Source organism: Bradyrhizobium sp. U87765 SZCCT0048, from assembly GCF_018131225.1.
GTDB lineage: Bacteria > Pseudomonadota > Alphaproteobacteria > Rhizobiales > Xanthobacteraceae > Bradyrhizobium_A.
Genome location: NZ_JAFCMM010000001.1, coordinates 1328546 through 1343266 on the forward strand (window position 1 = coordinate 1328546; position 14721 = coordinate 1343266).

Annotated in this window: 13 protein-coding genes; 8 read left to right on the plus strand and 5 right to left on the minus strand. The window is 67.9% G+C overall.

Translation table 11 applies throughout. The features are described 5' to 3' along the window. Window positions 1–4: 4 nt before the first annotated feature. Together JQ639_RS05745 and JQ639_RS05750 are read right to left on the minus strand one after the other, a co-directional pair. A complete protein-coding gene (locus tag JQ639_RS05745) occupies window positions 5–934 on the minus strand; it encodes a branched-chain amino acid ABC transporter permease (protein WP_211970239.1) in 930 nt (309 codons plus the stop codon). Window positions 935–1039: 105 nt separating this feature from the next. Beyond that, complete coding sequence (locus JQ639_RS05750) at window positions 1040–2257, minus strand: ABC transporter substrate-binding protein (protein WP_211970240.1); 1218 nt, start codon at window positions 2255–2257, stop codon at window positions 1040–1042. A gap of 382 nt (window positions 2258–2639) precedes the next feature. On the opposite strand from JQ639_RS05750, the gene JQ639_RS05755 reads away from it, so the two are divergent. From JQ639_RS05755 to pip, 4 genes are all read left to right on the plus strand, one after another. Beyond that, window positions 2640–3323 (plus strand): EthD domain-containing protein, encoded by a 684-nt coding sequence (locus JQ639_RS05755; RefSeq protein WP_211970241.1) that lies wholly within the window; start codon window positions 2640–2642, stop codon window positions 3321–3323. Next, complete coding sequence (locus JQ639_RS05760; RefSeq protein ID WP_211970242.1) at window positions 3310–4530, plus strand: NADH:flavin oxidoreductase/NADH oxidase; 1221 nt, start codon at window positions 3310–3312, stop codon at window positions 4528–4530. The genes JQ639_RS05755 and JQ639_RS05760 overlap by 14 nt, the downstream gene beginning before the upstream one ends. Before the next feature lies 1 nt (window position 4531). Continuing rightward, window positions 4532–6250: an FAD-dependent oxidoreductase gene (locus JQ639_RS05765; protein WP_249123662.1), complete on the plus strand. Its 1719-nt coding sequence runs from the start codon at window positions 4532–4534 to the stop codon at window positions 6248–6250. Window positions 6251–6449: 199 nt separating this feature from the next. Beyond that, window positions 6450–7448 (plus strand): prolyl aminopeptidase, encoded by a 999-nt coding sequence (gene pip / locus JQ639_RS05770; protein ID WP_211970244.1) that lies wholly within the window; start codon window positions 6450–6452, stop codon window positions 7446–7448. On the opposite strand, the gene JQ639_RS05775 is transcribed toward pip, so the two are convergent. Further along, window positions 7429–8952 carry a permease gene (locus JQ639_RS05775; RefSeq protein ID WP_211970245.1) on the minus strand — a complete coding sequence of 508 codons (1524 nt, stop codon included), beginning with the start codon at window positions 8950–8952 and terminating at the stop codon, window positions 7429–7431. The genes pip and JQ639_RS05775 overlap by 20 nt on opposite strands. Further along, window positions 8949–9707 carry an ABC transporter ATP-binding protein gene (locus tag JQ639_RS05780; RefSeq protein WP_211970246.1) on the minus strand — a complete coding sequence of 253 codons (759 nt, stop codon included), beginning with the start codon at window positions 9705–9707 and terminating at the stop codon, window positions 8949–8951. Before JQ639_RS05780 ends, JQ639_RS05775 begins: the two co-directional genes overlap by 4 nt. 224 nt (window positions 9708–9931) lie before the next feature. Here JQ639_RS05780 and JQ639_RS05785 point away from each other — a divergent pair, with 224 nt between their 5' ends. Then, window positions 9932–11188, plus strand: coding sequence for an NAD(P)/FAD-dependent oxidoreductase (locus JQ639_RS05785; RefSeq protein WP_211970247.1), 1257 nt, complete (start codon window positions 9932–9934; stop codon window positions 11186–11188). Window positions 11189–11196: 8 nt separating this feature from the next. Here the strand turns inward: JQ639_RS05785 and JQ639_RS05790 are convergent, their stop codons facing one another. After that, window positions 11197–11658 (minus strand): MarR family winged helix-turn-helix transcriptional regulator, encoded by a 462-nt coding sequence (locus tag JQ639_RS05790; protein ID WP_249123679.1) that lies wholly within the window; start codon window positions 11656–11658, stop codon window positions 11197–11199. Between the two features lie 185 nt (window positions 11659–11843). Between JQ639_RS05790 and JQ639_RS05795 the strand changes: the two genes are divergently transcribed. The 3 genes from JQ639_RS05795 (at window position 11844) to JQ639_RS05805 (ending at window position 14715) form a co-directional block, all read left to right on the plus strand. Then, window positions 11844–13082, plus strand: coding sequence for a cytochrome P450 (locus tag JQ639_RS05795; RefSeq protein WP_211970249.1), 1239 nt, complete (start codon window positions 11844–11846; stop codon window positions 13080–13082). 11 nt (window positions 13083–13093) lie between these two features. Beyond that, a complete protein-coding gene (locus tag JQ639_RS05800; RefSeq protein WP_211970426.1) occupies window positions 13094–13417 on the plus strand; it encodes a 2Fe-2S iron-sulfur cluster-binding protein in 324 nt (107 codons plus the stop codon). Between the two features lie 83 nt (window positions 13418–13500). Beyond that, window positions 13501–14715: an ABC transporter substrate-binding protein gene (locus JQ639_RS05805; RefSeq protein ID WP_211970250.1), complete on the plus strand. Its 1215-nt coding sequence runs from the start codon at window positions 13501–13503 to the stop codon at window positions 14713–14715. The last annotated feature ends 6 nt before the right edge of the window (window positions 14716–14721 follow it).

The window sequence follows — 14721 nt, forward strand, 5'->3', positions numbered from 1 at the left end:
CAGATCAGACCTTGTCGAGCGAGCGGGAGCCGAACAGCCCGTTGGGCCACACGGCGAGAACCAGGATGATGAGGGCGAAGATCACGATCTCGCGCCACTGCGCCTGCCACAGCGCCACCGTCTGCTCGAGCAGGCCGAGGACGAAGCCGCCGAAGATGCAGCCGCGCGGGTTGTCGAGACCGCCCATGATGGCGCCCGAGAACGCCTTGAGCGCAATGCCGAGGCCCATGAACAGCGACGCGGAGGCGATCGGCGCCACCAGGATGCCGCCAAGGCCGGCGAGCGCCGACGACAGCACGAACGCGCCGATCATGACGGCGGCGACATTGATGCCCATCAGCGAGGCGACGGCCGGGTTCTGCGCGACCGCGCGCATCGCCTTGCCGATGCGGGTGCGGCGCATCACGACGTCGAGCGCCAGCATCGCGATGACGGCGAACGCCAGCACCAGCAGTTCCTGAGGGCGCACGCCGACGCCGCCGAAACGCAGCACGTCGTCGCCGAACGGCGATGGCAGCTTGACCGGGGCCGGGCCCCAGATCGCAAGGCCGATGCTCTGGAGGATGATGCCGAAGCCGATCGTGCTCATCACCCACGACATGCCCGGCTTGCCAGCGAACGGCCGCACCGCGGCGACGAAGATCGCGATGCCGAGCACGCCAGTGACGCAGCCGACGACGAGGGCGGCGATCGGATAGTTGAAGCCGGCGGAGGCCTGGTCGGTCAGCCCGGCGAAACCGGTGCTGCCGTTACGGGCGGACAGGACATAGAGCGCGGTGACGCCGACGAAGGCGCCAAAGCTGATGAACTCGCCCTGCGAGAAGTTCAGCGTCTTGGTCGTCGTGAAGGTGATGCTGAAGCTCAAGGCCAAGAGCGCGTAGACGCCGCCGACGGCGAGACCGCTCACCAACACCTGCAGATAGGTCGCCAGCACCGCGAACACCCCTGACTAGAAAACCACGGAGAAACTACCGCAAAAAACGAGCGCACGCCCGCCCTCCGGGGTTATCCCCAGGGGCGGGCGGCGTTTTTCTGAACGTCAGCCCTTGAAGTCTTCGGGCTTGAGCCCCTCGACCACCGCGTCCTTGAACGCGGCGAGCTTGCCACCGCGCCAACAGGTCCAGCGCTGGTCGGCCGCGGTCAGCGCGTCGTGCTCCGATTTGCTGAACGGCTTGTTGTACGACTTGGCGTAACCTTCGAACGGCGTCTTGAGATCCTCGAGCGCCTCGCGGACCTTGGCGCCGTCGGTCGAGCCGGCCTGCTTGATGGCCAGCGCCAGCAGCATCATGGCGTCATAACCGTGCACCGCGAAGGAAAACGCGGAATCGGCGTCGATCTTGGGGCGGATACGGTCGAAGAACGCCTGCTGGGATGCGGTGCGCGATTCCGACACGGTACGCAGGAAGATCGGCTTCTCGGCAAGCGCCGGGCCGGAGGCGTTGATGAAGGTGAGATTGTCGGCGGCCCAGCTGGTCAGCACCACCGGGAAGTAGTCGATCTTCTCCATGCTGCGCATCAACTGGCCGATCGGCGTGCCCTGCGCCCACACCAGCGCGGTGTCGACGCCGGCAGCCTTGAGCTTGCCGAGCTGCGAGGTCATGTCGGTGTCGTTGACGTTGAACTTTTCGTTGGCGACGACATTCAGGCCCTGCAGCGCAGCAATCTCCTGCAGGTCCTTGAGCCCGCCCTGGCCATAGCCGGTGGTCTCGGTCAGGAAGCCGATCTTCTTGGCGTTCGGGCTCTTCTTGGCATAGGCCATCAGCGCCACGACCTGGGTGCGATCGACGCTGCCGACGCGGAACATGTAGTTGTCGGCGTTCGGGCTGACCGGCTTGGTGATGTCGGTGGCCGAACCGATGCAGCCCATCACCGGGATGCGCTTCTGGTTCGGGATCTGCTTCCACGCCAGCGCGTTGCCGGAGTTCGTCGGACCGAACACCGAGACCACCTTCTCGCTGTCGATCAGGTCGGACATGTTCTGGATCGACTTCGGCGGCTGCGAGAGATCGTCGCGCACGACGAGCGAGAAGCTCTGGCCCTTGGCCTTGAGATCTTCGATCGCAGCTTGAATGCCGACCACCGCTGCACGCCCCGATTGAGCGGACGGCGAAGCCGAGAGGTCGCCATTAAAGCCGACCTTGATGTCGCCTTCGGCGCGGGCGCTGCCCGCCATCCACGAACCAACAGACGCGGCCACGAGGCCGGTCAGCGCGGTCTGGTTGAAGGCACGGCGGCTCAGTTTCTTGATGTCAGTCATGGTTCCTCCCCTTGGATGGCCGGACGTCGCCGCTTTCGGGCCCCGCCCTACCCACTGGATGCAGCGCAGGCCCCGCTGCGGCAGCCTGAAGCTTTCCACCGCGTTTGACCGGCTCTTTTCACCTGGAAATCGGCAGACTTTCGATTAGCAAGTGGCTAACTGATACGCAATAGCCAAATCCGTAGGCACTCCCAGATAATTTGTCATAACCGAATCCACTCGCTATATTCTAATTATGCGGCGCACGGTCGCAGGATCGGCAACCACCGAACTCGCCAACCACAAGGCCAGCAATGACACGGACGGGAGACGACGCGGCACGGAGCTCGCACCGCAACGCGGCAGCGATCCGCATCGCACCAGCCATCGCGAGGATGGCGGCATGATCGTGCGTATGGGACTGCTGCGCAAGCTGCCACGCCTCTCCACCACCGACTTCCGCCGCCACTGGCGCGAGGTGCACGGCCCGCTCGCCGCCAGGATGCCGGGGCTGCGCGCCTATCATCAGAATCACATCATCGACAAAACCCAGCTTGCGATCGACCATGCGCGCGGCGGCTGGGATCTCGACGGCTTTTCCGAACTGTGGTTCGACGACGCTGCGGCAATGGAGCGCGCCATCGCGTCCGAGCCCTATCAGGCTGTTGTCGCGGATTCGCCGCACTGCATGGCGGCGACGCGCGTCATCGTCGCCGACCAGATCACCGTGGTCGCGCCGCAGGGCAGACCCGCGATCAAGCGGATGTCGATCCTGCAGCGCCGCGATGGCCTGTCGCCCGAGGACTTCCGCCGCGAGTGGCTGGAGGTGCACGCCCCGATGGTCGCACGCTTCCCCGCGATCGCCGGTTATCGGCAAAACGTCGTCACGGCATGTGGCCCTGCCCCCGGCATCGACGCCGACGCGGACGGAGGCGCGCCCGACGGCATCGTCGAAATGTGGTTTCACACCCAGCAGGATCTCGTCGCCGCGTTCCAGTCGCCGGCTGCCGAGGTATCGCAGCGCCATGCGCTGGGCTTCCTTCAGAGCATCACCACATTCCTGGTGGACGTCCATGAAATCGTCTGAACGCGCGCCCCTGCTGTTCTCGCAGCTCGCCCTGCGCGAACTCGTGCTGCGAAACCGCATCGTGATCTCGCCGATGTGCCAGCACGCCGCCGACGAGGGCCGCGCCACCGACTGGCATCTCGTGCATCTCGGTAAATTCGCGCTTGGCGGCGCCGGCCTGATCTTCACCGAGAGCACCGCGGTGTCGCCGCACGGCCGCATCGGCGTGTGCGATCTCGGACTGTGGCGCGACGACCAGGTCGCACCTCTCAAGCGCGTCGTCGACTTCGTCCATGCGCAGGGCGCACCAATCGGCGTGCAGCTCGCCCATGCCGGCCGCAAGGCCGGCTCGCAGGCGCTGTGGGAGGGGGGCCGCGCCCTGACGACGGAGGAGCTTCGTCTCGCCGACGGTACGCCATGGTGCCGCCTCGGCCCGAGCGCGCGCGCTGCGGGGCCCGAATGGAGCGTGCCCGAGGCGCTCGACGACACCGGCATCGCTGCGATCATCGAGGAGTTCGCCGCGGCGACGCGGCGCGCGGACGCCGCCGGCTTCGATGCCATCGACCTGCATTTCGGCCACGGCTACCTTGTTGCGAGCTTCCTGTCGCCGATCTCCAACCACCGCACCGACGGCTATGGTGGCGACCGCACTGGACGCATGCGTCTTGCGCTTGAGATCGCGCAGCGCGTGCGCGCCGAATGGCCGGCCGGCAAGCCGCTGTTCTGCCGCATCTCGGCGGTCGACGGCGCTGCGGACGGCTGGAGCGTCGCGGACTCGGTCGTTCTCGCCCGCGAACTTGCACGCTGCGGCGTCGACGTCATCGACGTCTCGTCCGGCGGCCTCACCGAAGAGACGCGCCGCCTCACGGTGCCCCGCGGCCTCGGTTTTCAGGTCGGCTTCGCCCGCCAGATCCGCGAAGAGACCGGCGTGGTCACCCAGGCGGTCGGCCTGATCGTCGACGGCGAGCAGGCCGAAGAGGTTCTGCAGACCGGCGCCGCCGACCTGATCGCGATCGCCCGCGAAGCGCTCAACGATCCCTACTGGCCACGCCGCGCACGCGAGACGCTGGGGCTCGATCCGGATTACGACGCTTGGCCGGTCCGCCATGGCGTCTGGCTCGCCAAGCGCGAGGAAACGATGGGACAAACCTTGCGCCAACGACGCGACGTCGTCAGACAGCGCAGCCAACACGCCGGCGATGTCGGCCTCACACAAGGAAAGAACTGAGATGGCAAAGACCGTCAATTGTGATGTGCTCGTCGTCGGCTCCGGCGCCGGCGGCCTCGCCGCGGCCGTGGCCGCGGGCGCCCGCGGCCTGAAGGTCATCCTCGCCGAAAAGGCTCCCTTTGTCGGCGGTACCACCGCGCTGTCCGGCGGCTTCATGTGGGTGCCGAACAACCCGATCTCGCAGGCCGACGGCATCAAGGATTCGGTCGAGGCTGCGCGCACCTACCTGCGCCACGAAGCCGGCAACCACTTCAACGCCGCCAATGTCGACGCCTTCCTGGAGGAGGGTCCGGAGGCCATCGCGTTCTTCCATAACAAGACACAGTTGCAGTTCGAGCCGGCGTCGGCGTTCTCCGACTACCATCCGGACGCACCGGGTGGTCGCTCGGGCGGCCGCTCGATCAAGGCGCTGCCCTATCGCGCGCAAGGCCTCGGCAAGGAGCTGAAGCGCCTGCGTCCGCCGCTGCCCGAGCTGACCTTCGTCGGTCTGATGATCGGCTCGGGCCCGGAGCTGAAGCACTTTTTCAACGTCACCCGCTCGGTCAGGTCGGCCGCCTATGTCGCCGGACGTCTCACCTCGCACATGCGCGATCTCGCGCTCTATCGTCGCGGCATGCTGCTCACCAACGGCAATGCGCTGGCGGCGCGGCTGTTCCGCAGCGCGCTCGACGTCGGCGTCGATGTCTGGACCGATGCGCCGGTGCAGCGACTGATCCGTGACAACAACGAGGTGACCGGCGCGATCGTCAAGACCGCCAATGGCGAGGTCGAGGTCCGCACCCGCTGCGGCGTCGTGCTCGCCGCCGGCGGCTTCCCGCAGGATATGGCCCGCCGCCGCACCATGTTCCCGCACGACCGCGAGAACACCGGCCACCACTCGCCCGCCCCCGTCACCAACACTGGCGACGGCCTGCGTCTCGGCGAGGACATCGGCGCTGCGGTCGAAAAGGGCTACCCGAACGCCGCGGCGTGGGTGCCGGTGTCGCGCGTGCCGCGGCGCGACGGCAGCTTCGGCATCTTCCCGCACTTCATCGACCGCGCGAAGCCCGGCCTGATCGCGGTGCTGCCGAACGGCAAGCGCTTCGTCAACGAGGCCAACTCGTACCACGACTTCTGCCAGGCGCTGTTTGCCGCGAGCGGCACCGACAAGCCGGCGAAGGCGTATCTGATCGTCGACAAGCCGTTCCTCAGCCGTTTCGGCCTCGGCTTCGTCAAGCCGTTCCCGGTGCCGGTGGGCCCCAACATCCGCTCGGGCTATCTCAAGACCGGCGCCACCGTCGCCGCGCTCGCCCAGGCCGCTGGTATCGATCCCGCCGGCCTTGAACAGACCATCGCGACCTGGAACGCGGACATCGCCCAGGGCGAGGATCGCGCCTTCGGCAAGGGCTCGACCGCCTACAACCGCTTCAACGGCGATCCGGAGTTCGAGCCCAACCCCTGCCTCGCGCCGATCGCGACCGGCCCGTTCTATGCTGTCGAAGTGGTCGTCGGCGACCTCGGCACCTTCGCCGGGCTGCGGTCCGATCAGCACAGCCGCGTCCTCGACGACGCCGGCCAGCCGATTCCCGGTCTCTATGCCTCGGGCAACGACATGGCCAGCATCATGGGCGGCAACTATCCGGGCGGCGGCATCACCCTCGGCCCGGCGCTGACCTTCGGTTACATCGCCGCCAAGCATCTCGCCGAGCGCGGCGGCAAGACCCAGGCGAGTGCGGCCTGAGCCGCACGACCTCGCCTCCAGTCGTGACATCCCGTATAGCGGGATGTGATTACGAAGGTGCCCCGCCCCGGCGATCCCATGCAATCTCCGGTGGCGGGGTGCTTCGCATCCGGCTGCAGCCTCCCTATATCTGCCCGACCGGCGGCCTCATCGGCCACCCGGCAGACGAGGGATCGAATGACACAGGGCATGACGCGCCATGGCGCCTGACGGTCGCGACGCTCAACCCGACGGGCGGTTGACGCGCCAGATGCTGCCCGTCGGTGACGGGCACGAAATTTATGTCGAAACGGTCGGCCATGCGCGTGGCATGCCGGCGGTCTACCTCCATGGCGGCCCCGGCAGCGGCTGCCAGCCCGACCATCGCCGGCTGTTCGATCCGACACGCTTCCATGTGGTGCTGTTCGATCAGCGCGGCGCCGGCCTCAGCCGCCCGCGTGGCGCACGAACCGCCAACACCACGGCGCATCTCGTCGCCGACATGGAGGCGATCCGCAACCTGCTCGGCTTCGAGCGCTGGCTGGTAGTCGGCGGCTCGTGGGGCGCGACGCTCGCGCTGGCCTACGCCGAGCAGCACCCCGACCGCGTTGCCGGTCTGGTGCTGCGCGCCACCTTCCTCGGTACCCGCGCCGAGCTCGACTGGGCCTTTCTTGGCGGCCTGCCCCGCGTTCATCCCGCGCTGTTCGACGACTTCCTCGCGGTGCTGCCGCCGCAGGAGCGCTCGGCCCCTCTCGATGCCTACTGGCGACGCATCCTCGACCCCGATCCCGCCGTGCACACCCCCGCGGTGCGGGCATGGTACGACACCGAGCGCGCGCTGTCGGAGCTACGTCCCGGCCGCACACGGGTCGATCGCGACGCCCTGCATGACCGCGTCCGGCCCTTGCCGACGACGCCGTTCATGGAGGCGCACTATTTCAGCAACGCGTGCTTTCTGCCCCCCGATGCATTGCTGAACGGTGCGCACCGGCTGCGCGGCGTGCCCGGCGTCATCGTGCAGGGACGCTACGACCTGCTGTGTCCGCCGGCGACGGCGCATGCGCTGGTCGCACAATGGCCGGACGCGGAGGTGCGCGTGGTCGAGGGAGCCGGCCACTCGCTGCAGGATCCGGGCATCACCGACGCCGTCGTCGGTGCGATCGGCGACGTCGCCGCGCGCGCAGTATCGGCCGGCCGCTTCACCGCGGCCGCGGACTGATCTTCCAGGTCAGCGCCAGCATCGCCAGCGTCAGGCCGGCGGTGATGGCGGCGAGCACCGGCAAGGCGAGCGCCAGCGCCGACGTCGCCGCCCAGCCGATCGACGAGAACGCCTCCGCGAAGGTCGCGACGCGCGACGACGTCTGGCGGCGGCGGAACTGGCTGCGCCGCGCCTGTACGCGGAACCAGAGCTGGACGGCGGCCGCCGACAGTGTCGCGACGATCACGCCGGCCGCGGTGACCGCAGCCTGGAACGGCGAAATCCACAGCAGCGGCAGCACCAGCGGCGCGGCCACCAGCGCAATGACCAGGAGAACGACCTCGACCTTGGCGCGGATCACCCGCGCCGGCGGCAGCGGCGCCGTCGCCACGAGATCAGCAGCATCCTCGCCGGAAATGGTCAGCCACGCGAGGCCACCGGCAAGTTGGCCCGCAGCCATCACGATCACCGGCGTGATCAGCATCAGCGCCACGCCGCTGTCGGAAAAGCTGCGCCACAGCATTACCGCCGGCGGCACCAGGTAGAGCAGCTGCATCAGCGTCTGCGATACCAGCCAGGGATCGCGACGCAACAGCATCAACTCCTTGCGTCGCAGCGCCTGGGCCCGCGAAGCCACCGCGAACCGCCGGGTCGAACCGGCGGACCGCCCGATTGCAACCGTCGACGCCGACGCGCGCGCGATATCCGCGGCAAGCCCGGGCACCACCACCAGCATGATACTGCCGAGCAGCAGCAGGCTGATGGCAAGCAACGCGATCAGCGGCTGCCACTCGCCAAGCAGCGCCCGCACCGGCCACCACACCACGCTGGCCTCGTCCGGAACATAGACGGCGGCCGCCGACGACGTCAGCACCGCGAAGCGCGACAGCGTTCCGTAGGACAGGATCGCGGCAATCTGCAGCGCGATCACGAAGCCCGCGCCGATCACCGCCGCGGTGATCTGGGCGACGAGCCGCGTCCGCCTGGCGCCGATGCTGCGGAACAGAACGATGGTCAGCGCGATCGCCACCGCCGCCGCCGAGACGCCGACCGCGACAATGACGCCGAAGCTCGCCAGCCAGCGCACCCCGCCGCCAATCACCAGCACGTCGACGAACGGCACCGACAGCAACAGCGCCATGACCGTGACGGCGAGAGCGATCGCCGCCATGCGCACCGAAAACAGCCGCGACAGCGTCACCGGCGACGACATGATCAGGTCGAGGTCCGCGCGCGCGTAAAACATCCGCGTCACCGACTCCATCGCCTGCGACAGGATCAGCGCCCAAGCCAGTGCAAGGCTCGCAGCGATCACGATCAGCGAGGCCTTGTCCGGCCGGTCGGCGATATCAGCGAAACGGCCGACGATGGCGTAGGCCGGCAAGTGCAGGAACAGCGCGAGCGCCACGAGCCCGACGATCGCGCCGCGGGCGCGCCGCGGACGTCCCGCCGTCAGCATGCCGATGAAATCGCGCCATGCGAGGCGGATCTCGTGCCGCGCGACGAAAGCGAGGCTTGCGCTCATGCCGCCGCGGCCTCGCCGCCGACCAGCGCGACGAACATTTCCTCCAGCGTCGTCTCGGCCTCGCCGCTACGCTGGCGCAATTCCGCGAGCGTGCCTTCGGCGATCAGCCGACCGGCGGCGATGACGCCGATCCGGTCGGCCATGCGCTCGGCGACCTCGAGGATGTGGGTGGTCATGATCACGGTGCAGCCGGCGCGCACCCGCGCCTGCAGCAGGCCTTTGACATGGCGCGCCGATACCGCGTCGAGGCCGGTCAACGGCTCGTCGAGGATGATCAGGCGCGGCTCGTGGATCAGCGCGCCGGCGAGCGCCACCTTCTGACGCATGCCCTTGGAGAAACCTTCGCAGCGCTCGTGCTGGTGCGCCGCGAGCCCGAGCGATGCCAGCAGCTCGTGCGCCGCGTGATCGGCCTGCCTCGCGTCACACCCCCACAGCCCCGCGATGAACTCGAGGTATTCGAGGGGCGTGAGCTTGTCGTAGATCATCGGCTCGTCCGAGACCCACGCCGTCACCTGCTTGGCGGCGACCGGATCACGCCGCGCATCGATACCCCACACCGCTATCGCGCCGGCATCGGGCGGCAACAGGCCGGCCACCATCCGCAGCGTCGTGGTCTTGCCGGCGCCGTTGGGGCCGAGCAACGCATAGAACTCGCCCGCGTGCACCGTGAGGTCGAGCGCATCGACCGCCGGGCGGTCGAAATGCTTGGTCAATCCGCGCACCGCCAGCGCCGATCCCTGCTGCCCGTCGATCATGTCGCCGCGAATCCGTTCCCGAAACGTTGCCGCAGCATGCCTGCCGCGGGTTTCAGCGGGGTGAATCCCGATGGGAAAAGTCCCGGAAACCGGCGTCCCCGTGGCAGGATTACCCATAAGATTTTGGTTGCCAAGGCAACAAACACATGAGAGGCTCCCGTCACGTCAGCGATCGGACGTCAGAGCGGGCCACCCGCCGGGATCGCGGCTGGGAGGGACAACGCATGGACGCGCGCGCCGGCGACGACTGTCGTCATGTCGTGATCATTGGCACAGGCCAGGCCGGCTTCCAGGCCGCAGCCTCGCTGCGCGACAATGGCTTTGCCGGCACTATCCGCCTTGTCGGCGACGAGGACGGCCTGCCCTATCAGCGACCGCCATTGTCGAAGGCCTACCTCGCGGGCACCACCGACCGCAGCACGCTGGCGCTGCGGCAGGCGGCGTTCTTCACTCAGGCGAACATCGACATCACCGCGGGCCGACGCGCCATCGCGATCGACCGCACCAGCCGGCAGGTCAGCCTCGATGATGGCATCGCGCTACCCTACGACCATCTCGTGCTCGCCACCGGCACACGCAACCGCCGGCTCGCCGTGCCGGGCAGCGACCTCGACGGCGTTGCCTATCTCCGCACTGCGACCGAGGGCGACTGGCTGCGCGGCCGCCTTGCCGGCGTCGAACGCGTGGTCATCGTCGGCGCCGGCTTCATCGGCCTCGAACTCACTGCGTTTGCCGCCGCACGCGGCTGCGCGGTAACGGTGCTGGAAGCCGCCGCACGGCCGATGGCGCGGGCGCTGTCCACCACCATGTCGTCGTTCTTCCAGCGCGCCCACGAGACCGCCGGCGTGCGGTTCGTGTTCGACGCCGCCGTCACACGTCTGATCGGTCCGAAGGGATATGTCACCGCGGTCGAGACGGCCGACGGCGTTCGCCATGCCGCCGACCTCGTGCTGGTTGGCATCGGCGTCGTCCCCAACATCGAACTCGCCGCCGACGCCGGCCTTGCCACCGACAACGGCATCGTCGTCGACGCCCATCTCGCGACGGACGATCCGGCGATCTCGGCGATCGGCGACTGCGCGGCATTTCCACAACCGTTCGCGGATGGCCTGCGTGGCCGCATCGAGTCGGTGCAGAACGCCGTCGATCACGCCCGCTGCGTCGCCGCGCGTCTTACCGGGGCGGCGCAGCCCTACGGCGCCGTACCGTGGTTCTGGAGCGACCAGGGCCCGCTGAAGCTGCAGATCGCGGGACTGCCCGCGCCGCACGACCATCATGTCGTGCGCGGCGACCCCGATAGCCGTGCCTTTTCGGTGTTCTGCTTCCGCGACGGACGGCTCGCGGGCGTCGAGTCCGTCAACAGGCCCGGCGATCACATGGTCGGCCGGCGGCTGCTCGGCACCGCTCTGACGCCCGCGCAGGCGGCGGATCCGACCTTCGATCTCAAGGCGCTGGCCAGCGCCAGGGCGGCCGCGGCATGAGCACGTCGTCAGTCCGCGGCATCCGGCTCGGCGAGGTCGACGACGGCGCCGAGATTGCCGTGAATGCGCAGCAGCAGCTTGATCAGCGTCTCCTGCTCGTCCTTGCGCAGGCAGGCCAACAGCCGCCGCTCGCGGTCGAGCGCCACGGCGATGACACCGTCATGGGTGGTGCGCCCCTTGGGCGTCAGCGAGATCGAGTGGCTGCGGCCATCCTGCGGATCGGTACGGATAATCACGAGATCGCGCTTCTGCAGCAGCGCCAGCGTCCGGCTCACCGGCCCCTTGTCGAAGCCGATGACATGGCAGATGCGCGACGCCGGGATGCCCGGCTCCAGCGCCAGCAGCGACAGGATCCGCCATTCCGTGACGTTCACGCCGAAATGCTTCTGATAGTAGGTTGTGGCGCTACGCGACAGCTTGTTGGCGATGAAGGTGATCAGGGCCGGGACGTAGCGCTCGAGATCGAGCATCTCGCCGTTCCGGACCGCCTTCTGAACCGCGGCGGACCGCACTCCGCTCGCCGCCTTGTCCTTGGCCATGCTCTTGACTGTCCCTGCATCCAGGCCGCGCGCGGCGCCGCACATCGATCGTTTCACTGACCGCAAGAGATAGAGACACCGACCGGCGTTTTACAAGACCAATCTTGGAGGCTTCCATGGCCGCGACCACCTCGTCCCCGACGCCGTCGACCGGCGCCCGTCCACCGTCGGCGGCGATTCCCCGCCTCGACATCGACCCGTTCTCGATCGCCTATTTCGACGATCCGTTCCCGGCACAGGAGGCGCTGCGGGACGCAGGACCCGTGGTCTATCTCGACACGTGGAACGTGCACGCGGTCGCCCGCTACAACGAGGTCCATGCGGTGCTCAACGACCCGCAGACCTTCTGTTCCAGCCGCGGCGTCGGCCTCAGCGACTTCGCCAGGGAGAAGCCGTGGCGGCCGCCGAGCCTGATCCTGGAGGCCGACCCGCCGGCCCACACCCGCACGCGCGCGGTGCTCAACCGCGTATTGTCGCCAGCGGTGATGAAGCAGATCCGCGACAGCTTCGCCGCCGCCGCCGAGGCCAAGGCGGATGAGCTTGTCGCCAGAGGCAGTTTCGACGCCATCGCCGATTTCGCCGAAGCCTATCCGCTCTCGGTGTTTCCCGATGCGCTCGGCCTCAAGCAGGACGGGCGCGAGCACCTGCTGCCCTATGCGGGCCTCGTGTTCAACGCCTTCGGCCCGCCGAACGAGCTACGCCAGACCGCGATCGAGCGCTCCGCGCCACACCAGGCTTACGTCCAGGAACAATGCCAGCGCGAGAACCTCGCCCCCGGCGGCTTCGGCGCCTGCATCCATGCCCGCGTCGATGTCGGCGACATCACCGCGGCCGAAGCGCCCCTGCTGGTGCGCTCGCTGCTCAGCGCAGGCCTCGACACCACCGTCAACGGCCTTGGCGCCGCGATCTACTGCCTCGCACGCTTCCCCGACCAGTGGGCGCGGCTGCGTGCCGATCCATCGCTGGCGCGCAATGCCTTCGAGGAAGCGGTGCGGCTGGAAAGTCCGGTGCAGACCTTCTTTCGCACCACGACCCGTGACGTCGAACTCGGCGGCCTGACCATCGGCGAGGGCGAGAAGGTGCTGATGTTCCTCGGCGCCGCCAACCGCGACCCGCGCCGCTGGGATGCCCCCGACAGCTACGACATCACCCGCCGCACCAGCGGCCATGTCGGATTCGGCGGCGGCATCCACATGTGTGTCGGCCAGCTCGTCGCCCGTCTGGAGGGCGAAGTGATGCTGTCGGCGCTCGCGCGCCGCGTCGCCACCATCGAGATCACCGGGCCCGTGACGCGCCGCTACAACAACACGCTGCGCGGTCTCGAGCACCTTCCCGTCACCTTCAAGCCGGCATGAGCCCGACCGACATGACCACCATCACCTTCATTCATCCCGACGGCCACGCCCAGGCGGTGGACGCCACCGACGGCGAGAGCGCGATGCAGGCCGCGACCCGCGCCGGCATCGCCGAGATCGTCGCGGAGTGCGGCGGCAACGCGATGTGCGCGACCTGCCACGTCTATGTCGACGACGCCTTCACCGATCGCGTCCCGCCGATCGGCGACGACGAGGATGCGCTGCTCGATGGCGCGGCTGCGGAACGGCTGCCGAGTAGTCGCCTCTCCTGCCAGCTCAAGATCGTCCCGGATCTCGCCGGGCTCGTGCTCCGCCTGCCCGATCGGCAGGTCTGACGCGCCCTCGCAGCAGGGCCGTCGTTTCCAACCTCCGGCGTCACGACCGGGGGATCACATCACCATCCCGAGGGAGATCTTTCATGAACGTGTTGACACGATCGCTGGCGCTCGCGCTGTCCTGTGCGGCGCTGACGCCGGCTTATGCCGAAATCTCGGACAATGTCGTCCGCATCGGTGTCCTCAACGACATCTCCGGCGTGTTCCAGGACACCAACGGCATGGGCTCGGTCGAGGCCGCGCGCATGGCCGCCGAGGATTTCAACGGCGGCGGCAAGGCCATCAAGGTCGAGATTGTCTACGCCGATCATCAGAACAAGGCTGATGTCGGCACCGCGATCGTGCGCAAGTGGCTTGATGTCGACAAGGTCGACGCCGTGGTCGACGTGCCGAACTCCGCCGTCGGCCTGGGCGTCAACGCGCTGCTGCGCGGCACACCCATGACCCTGCTGGCGTCGTCGACCGCAAGCTCCGACCTCACCGGCAAGGATTGTTCACCCAACACCGTCCAGTGGGTCAACGACGCCTGGTCGACCGGCAACACCACCGCGGCGGCGATGATGCAGCGCGGCGGCAACGACTGGTACTTCCTCACGGTGAACTACGCCCTTGGACAGGGCATCGAGGCCGAAGCCACCAGCTATATCCAGAAGCATGGCGGCAAGGTGCTGGGCGCGAGCCGCCACCCACTCGGCACCTCGGACTTCGCCTCGCTGCTGCTGCAGGCGCAGGGATCCAGGGCCAAGGTGATCGGCCTCGCCAATGCCGGCGCCGACACCATCAATGCCGTCAAGCAAGCCGGCGAGTTCGGTCTCAAGGACGGCGGCCAGTCGCTGGTCGCGTTCCTGCTGTTCATCAACGACGTCCATGGTATGGGACTGAAGGCGGCCCAGGGCCTGTTGCTCACCGAGGCGTTCTACTGGGACATGAATGACGATACCCGTGCGTTCGCCAGACGCTTCGCCCAGCGGCCGGGGATGAACGGCAAGATGCCAAGCGGCAACCAGGCTGGCGTCTATGCCTCCACCCTCGCCTATCTCAACGCTGTGGCGGCGACTGGCAGCGACGACGCCAAGATCGTCGTGCCGCAGATGAAGACCTTCAAGGGCACCGACAAGCTGTTCGGCGAACTGGCGATCCGCCAGGACGGACGAGTGATCCATCCAGTCCATCTGTTCGAGGTCAAGAAGCCGGAGGAGTCGAAGTACCCCTACGACTACTACAAGCTGATCTCGACCATTCCCGCTGACAAGGCGTTCCGGCCGATCGCCGAAGGCGGCTGCCCGATGATCAAGTGACGATGC

Coding starts and splice junctions, on each gene's coding strand:
- JQ639_RS05785 (WP_211970247.1), top strand. CDS start 9,932: ATGGACGCGCGCGCCGGCGACGACTGTCGTCATGTCGTGATCATTGGC.
- pip (WP_211970244.1), top strand. CDS start 6,450: ATGGCGCCTGACGGTCGCGACGCTCAACCCGACGGGCGGTTGACGCGC.
- JQ639_RS05795 (WP_211970249.1), top strand. CDS start 11,844: ATGGCCGCGACCACCTCGTCCCCGACGCCGTCGACCGGCGCCCGTCCA.
- JQ639_RS05760 (WP_211970242.1), top strand. CDS start 3,310: ATGAAATCGTCTGAACGCGCGCCCCTGCTGTTCTCGCAGCTCGCCCTG.
- JQ639_RS05755 (WP_211970241.1), top strand. CDS start 2,640: ATGATCGTGCGTATGGGACTGCTGCGCAAGCTGCCACGCCTCTCCACC.
- JQ639_RS05775 (WP_211970245.1), bottom strand. CDS start 8,952: ATGAGCGCAAGCCTCGCTTTCGTCGCGCGGCACGAGATCCGCCTCGCA.
- JQ639_RS05780 (WP_211970246.1), bottom strand. CDS start 9,707: ATGATCGACGGGCAGCAGGGATCGGCGCTGGCGGTGCGCGGATTGACC.
- JQ639_RS05765 (WP_249123662.1), top strand. CDS start 4,532: ATGGCAAAGACCGTCAATTGTGATGTGCTCGTCGTCGGCTCCGGCGCC.
- JQ639_RS05750 (WP_211970240.1), bottom strand. CDS start 2,257: ATGACTGACATCAAGAAACTGAGCCGCCGTGCCTTCAACCAGACCGCG.
- JQ639_RS05800 (WP_211970426.1), top strand. CDS start 13,094: ATGACCACCATCACCTTCATTCATCCCGACGGCCACGCCCAGGCGGTG.
- JQ639_RS05790 (WP_249123679.1), bottom strand. CDS start 11,658: ATGCTCGATCTCGAGCGCTACGTCCCGGCCCTGATCACCTTCATCGCC.
- JQ639_RS05805 (WP_211970250.1), top strand. CDS start 13,501: ATGAACGTGTTGACACGATCGCTGGCGCTCGCGCTGTCCTGTGCGGCG.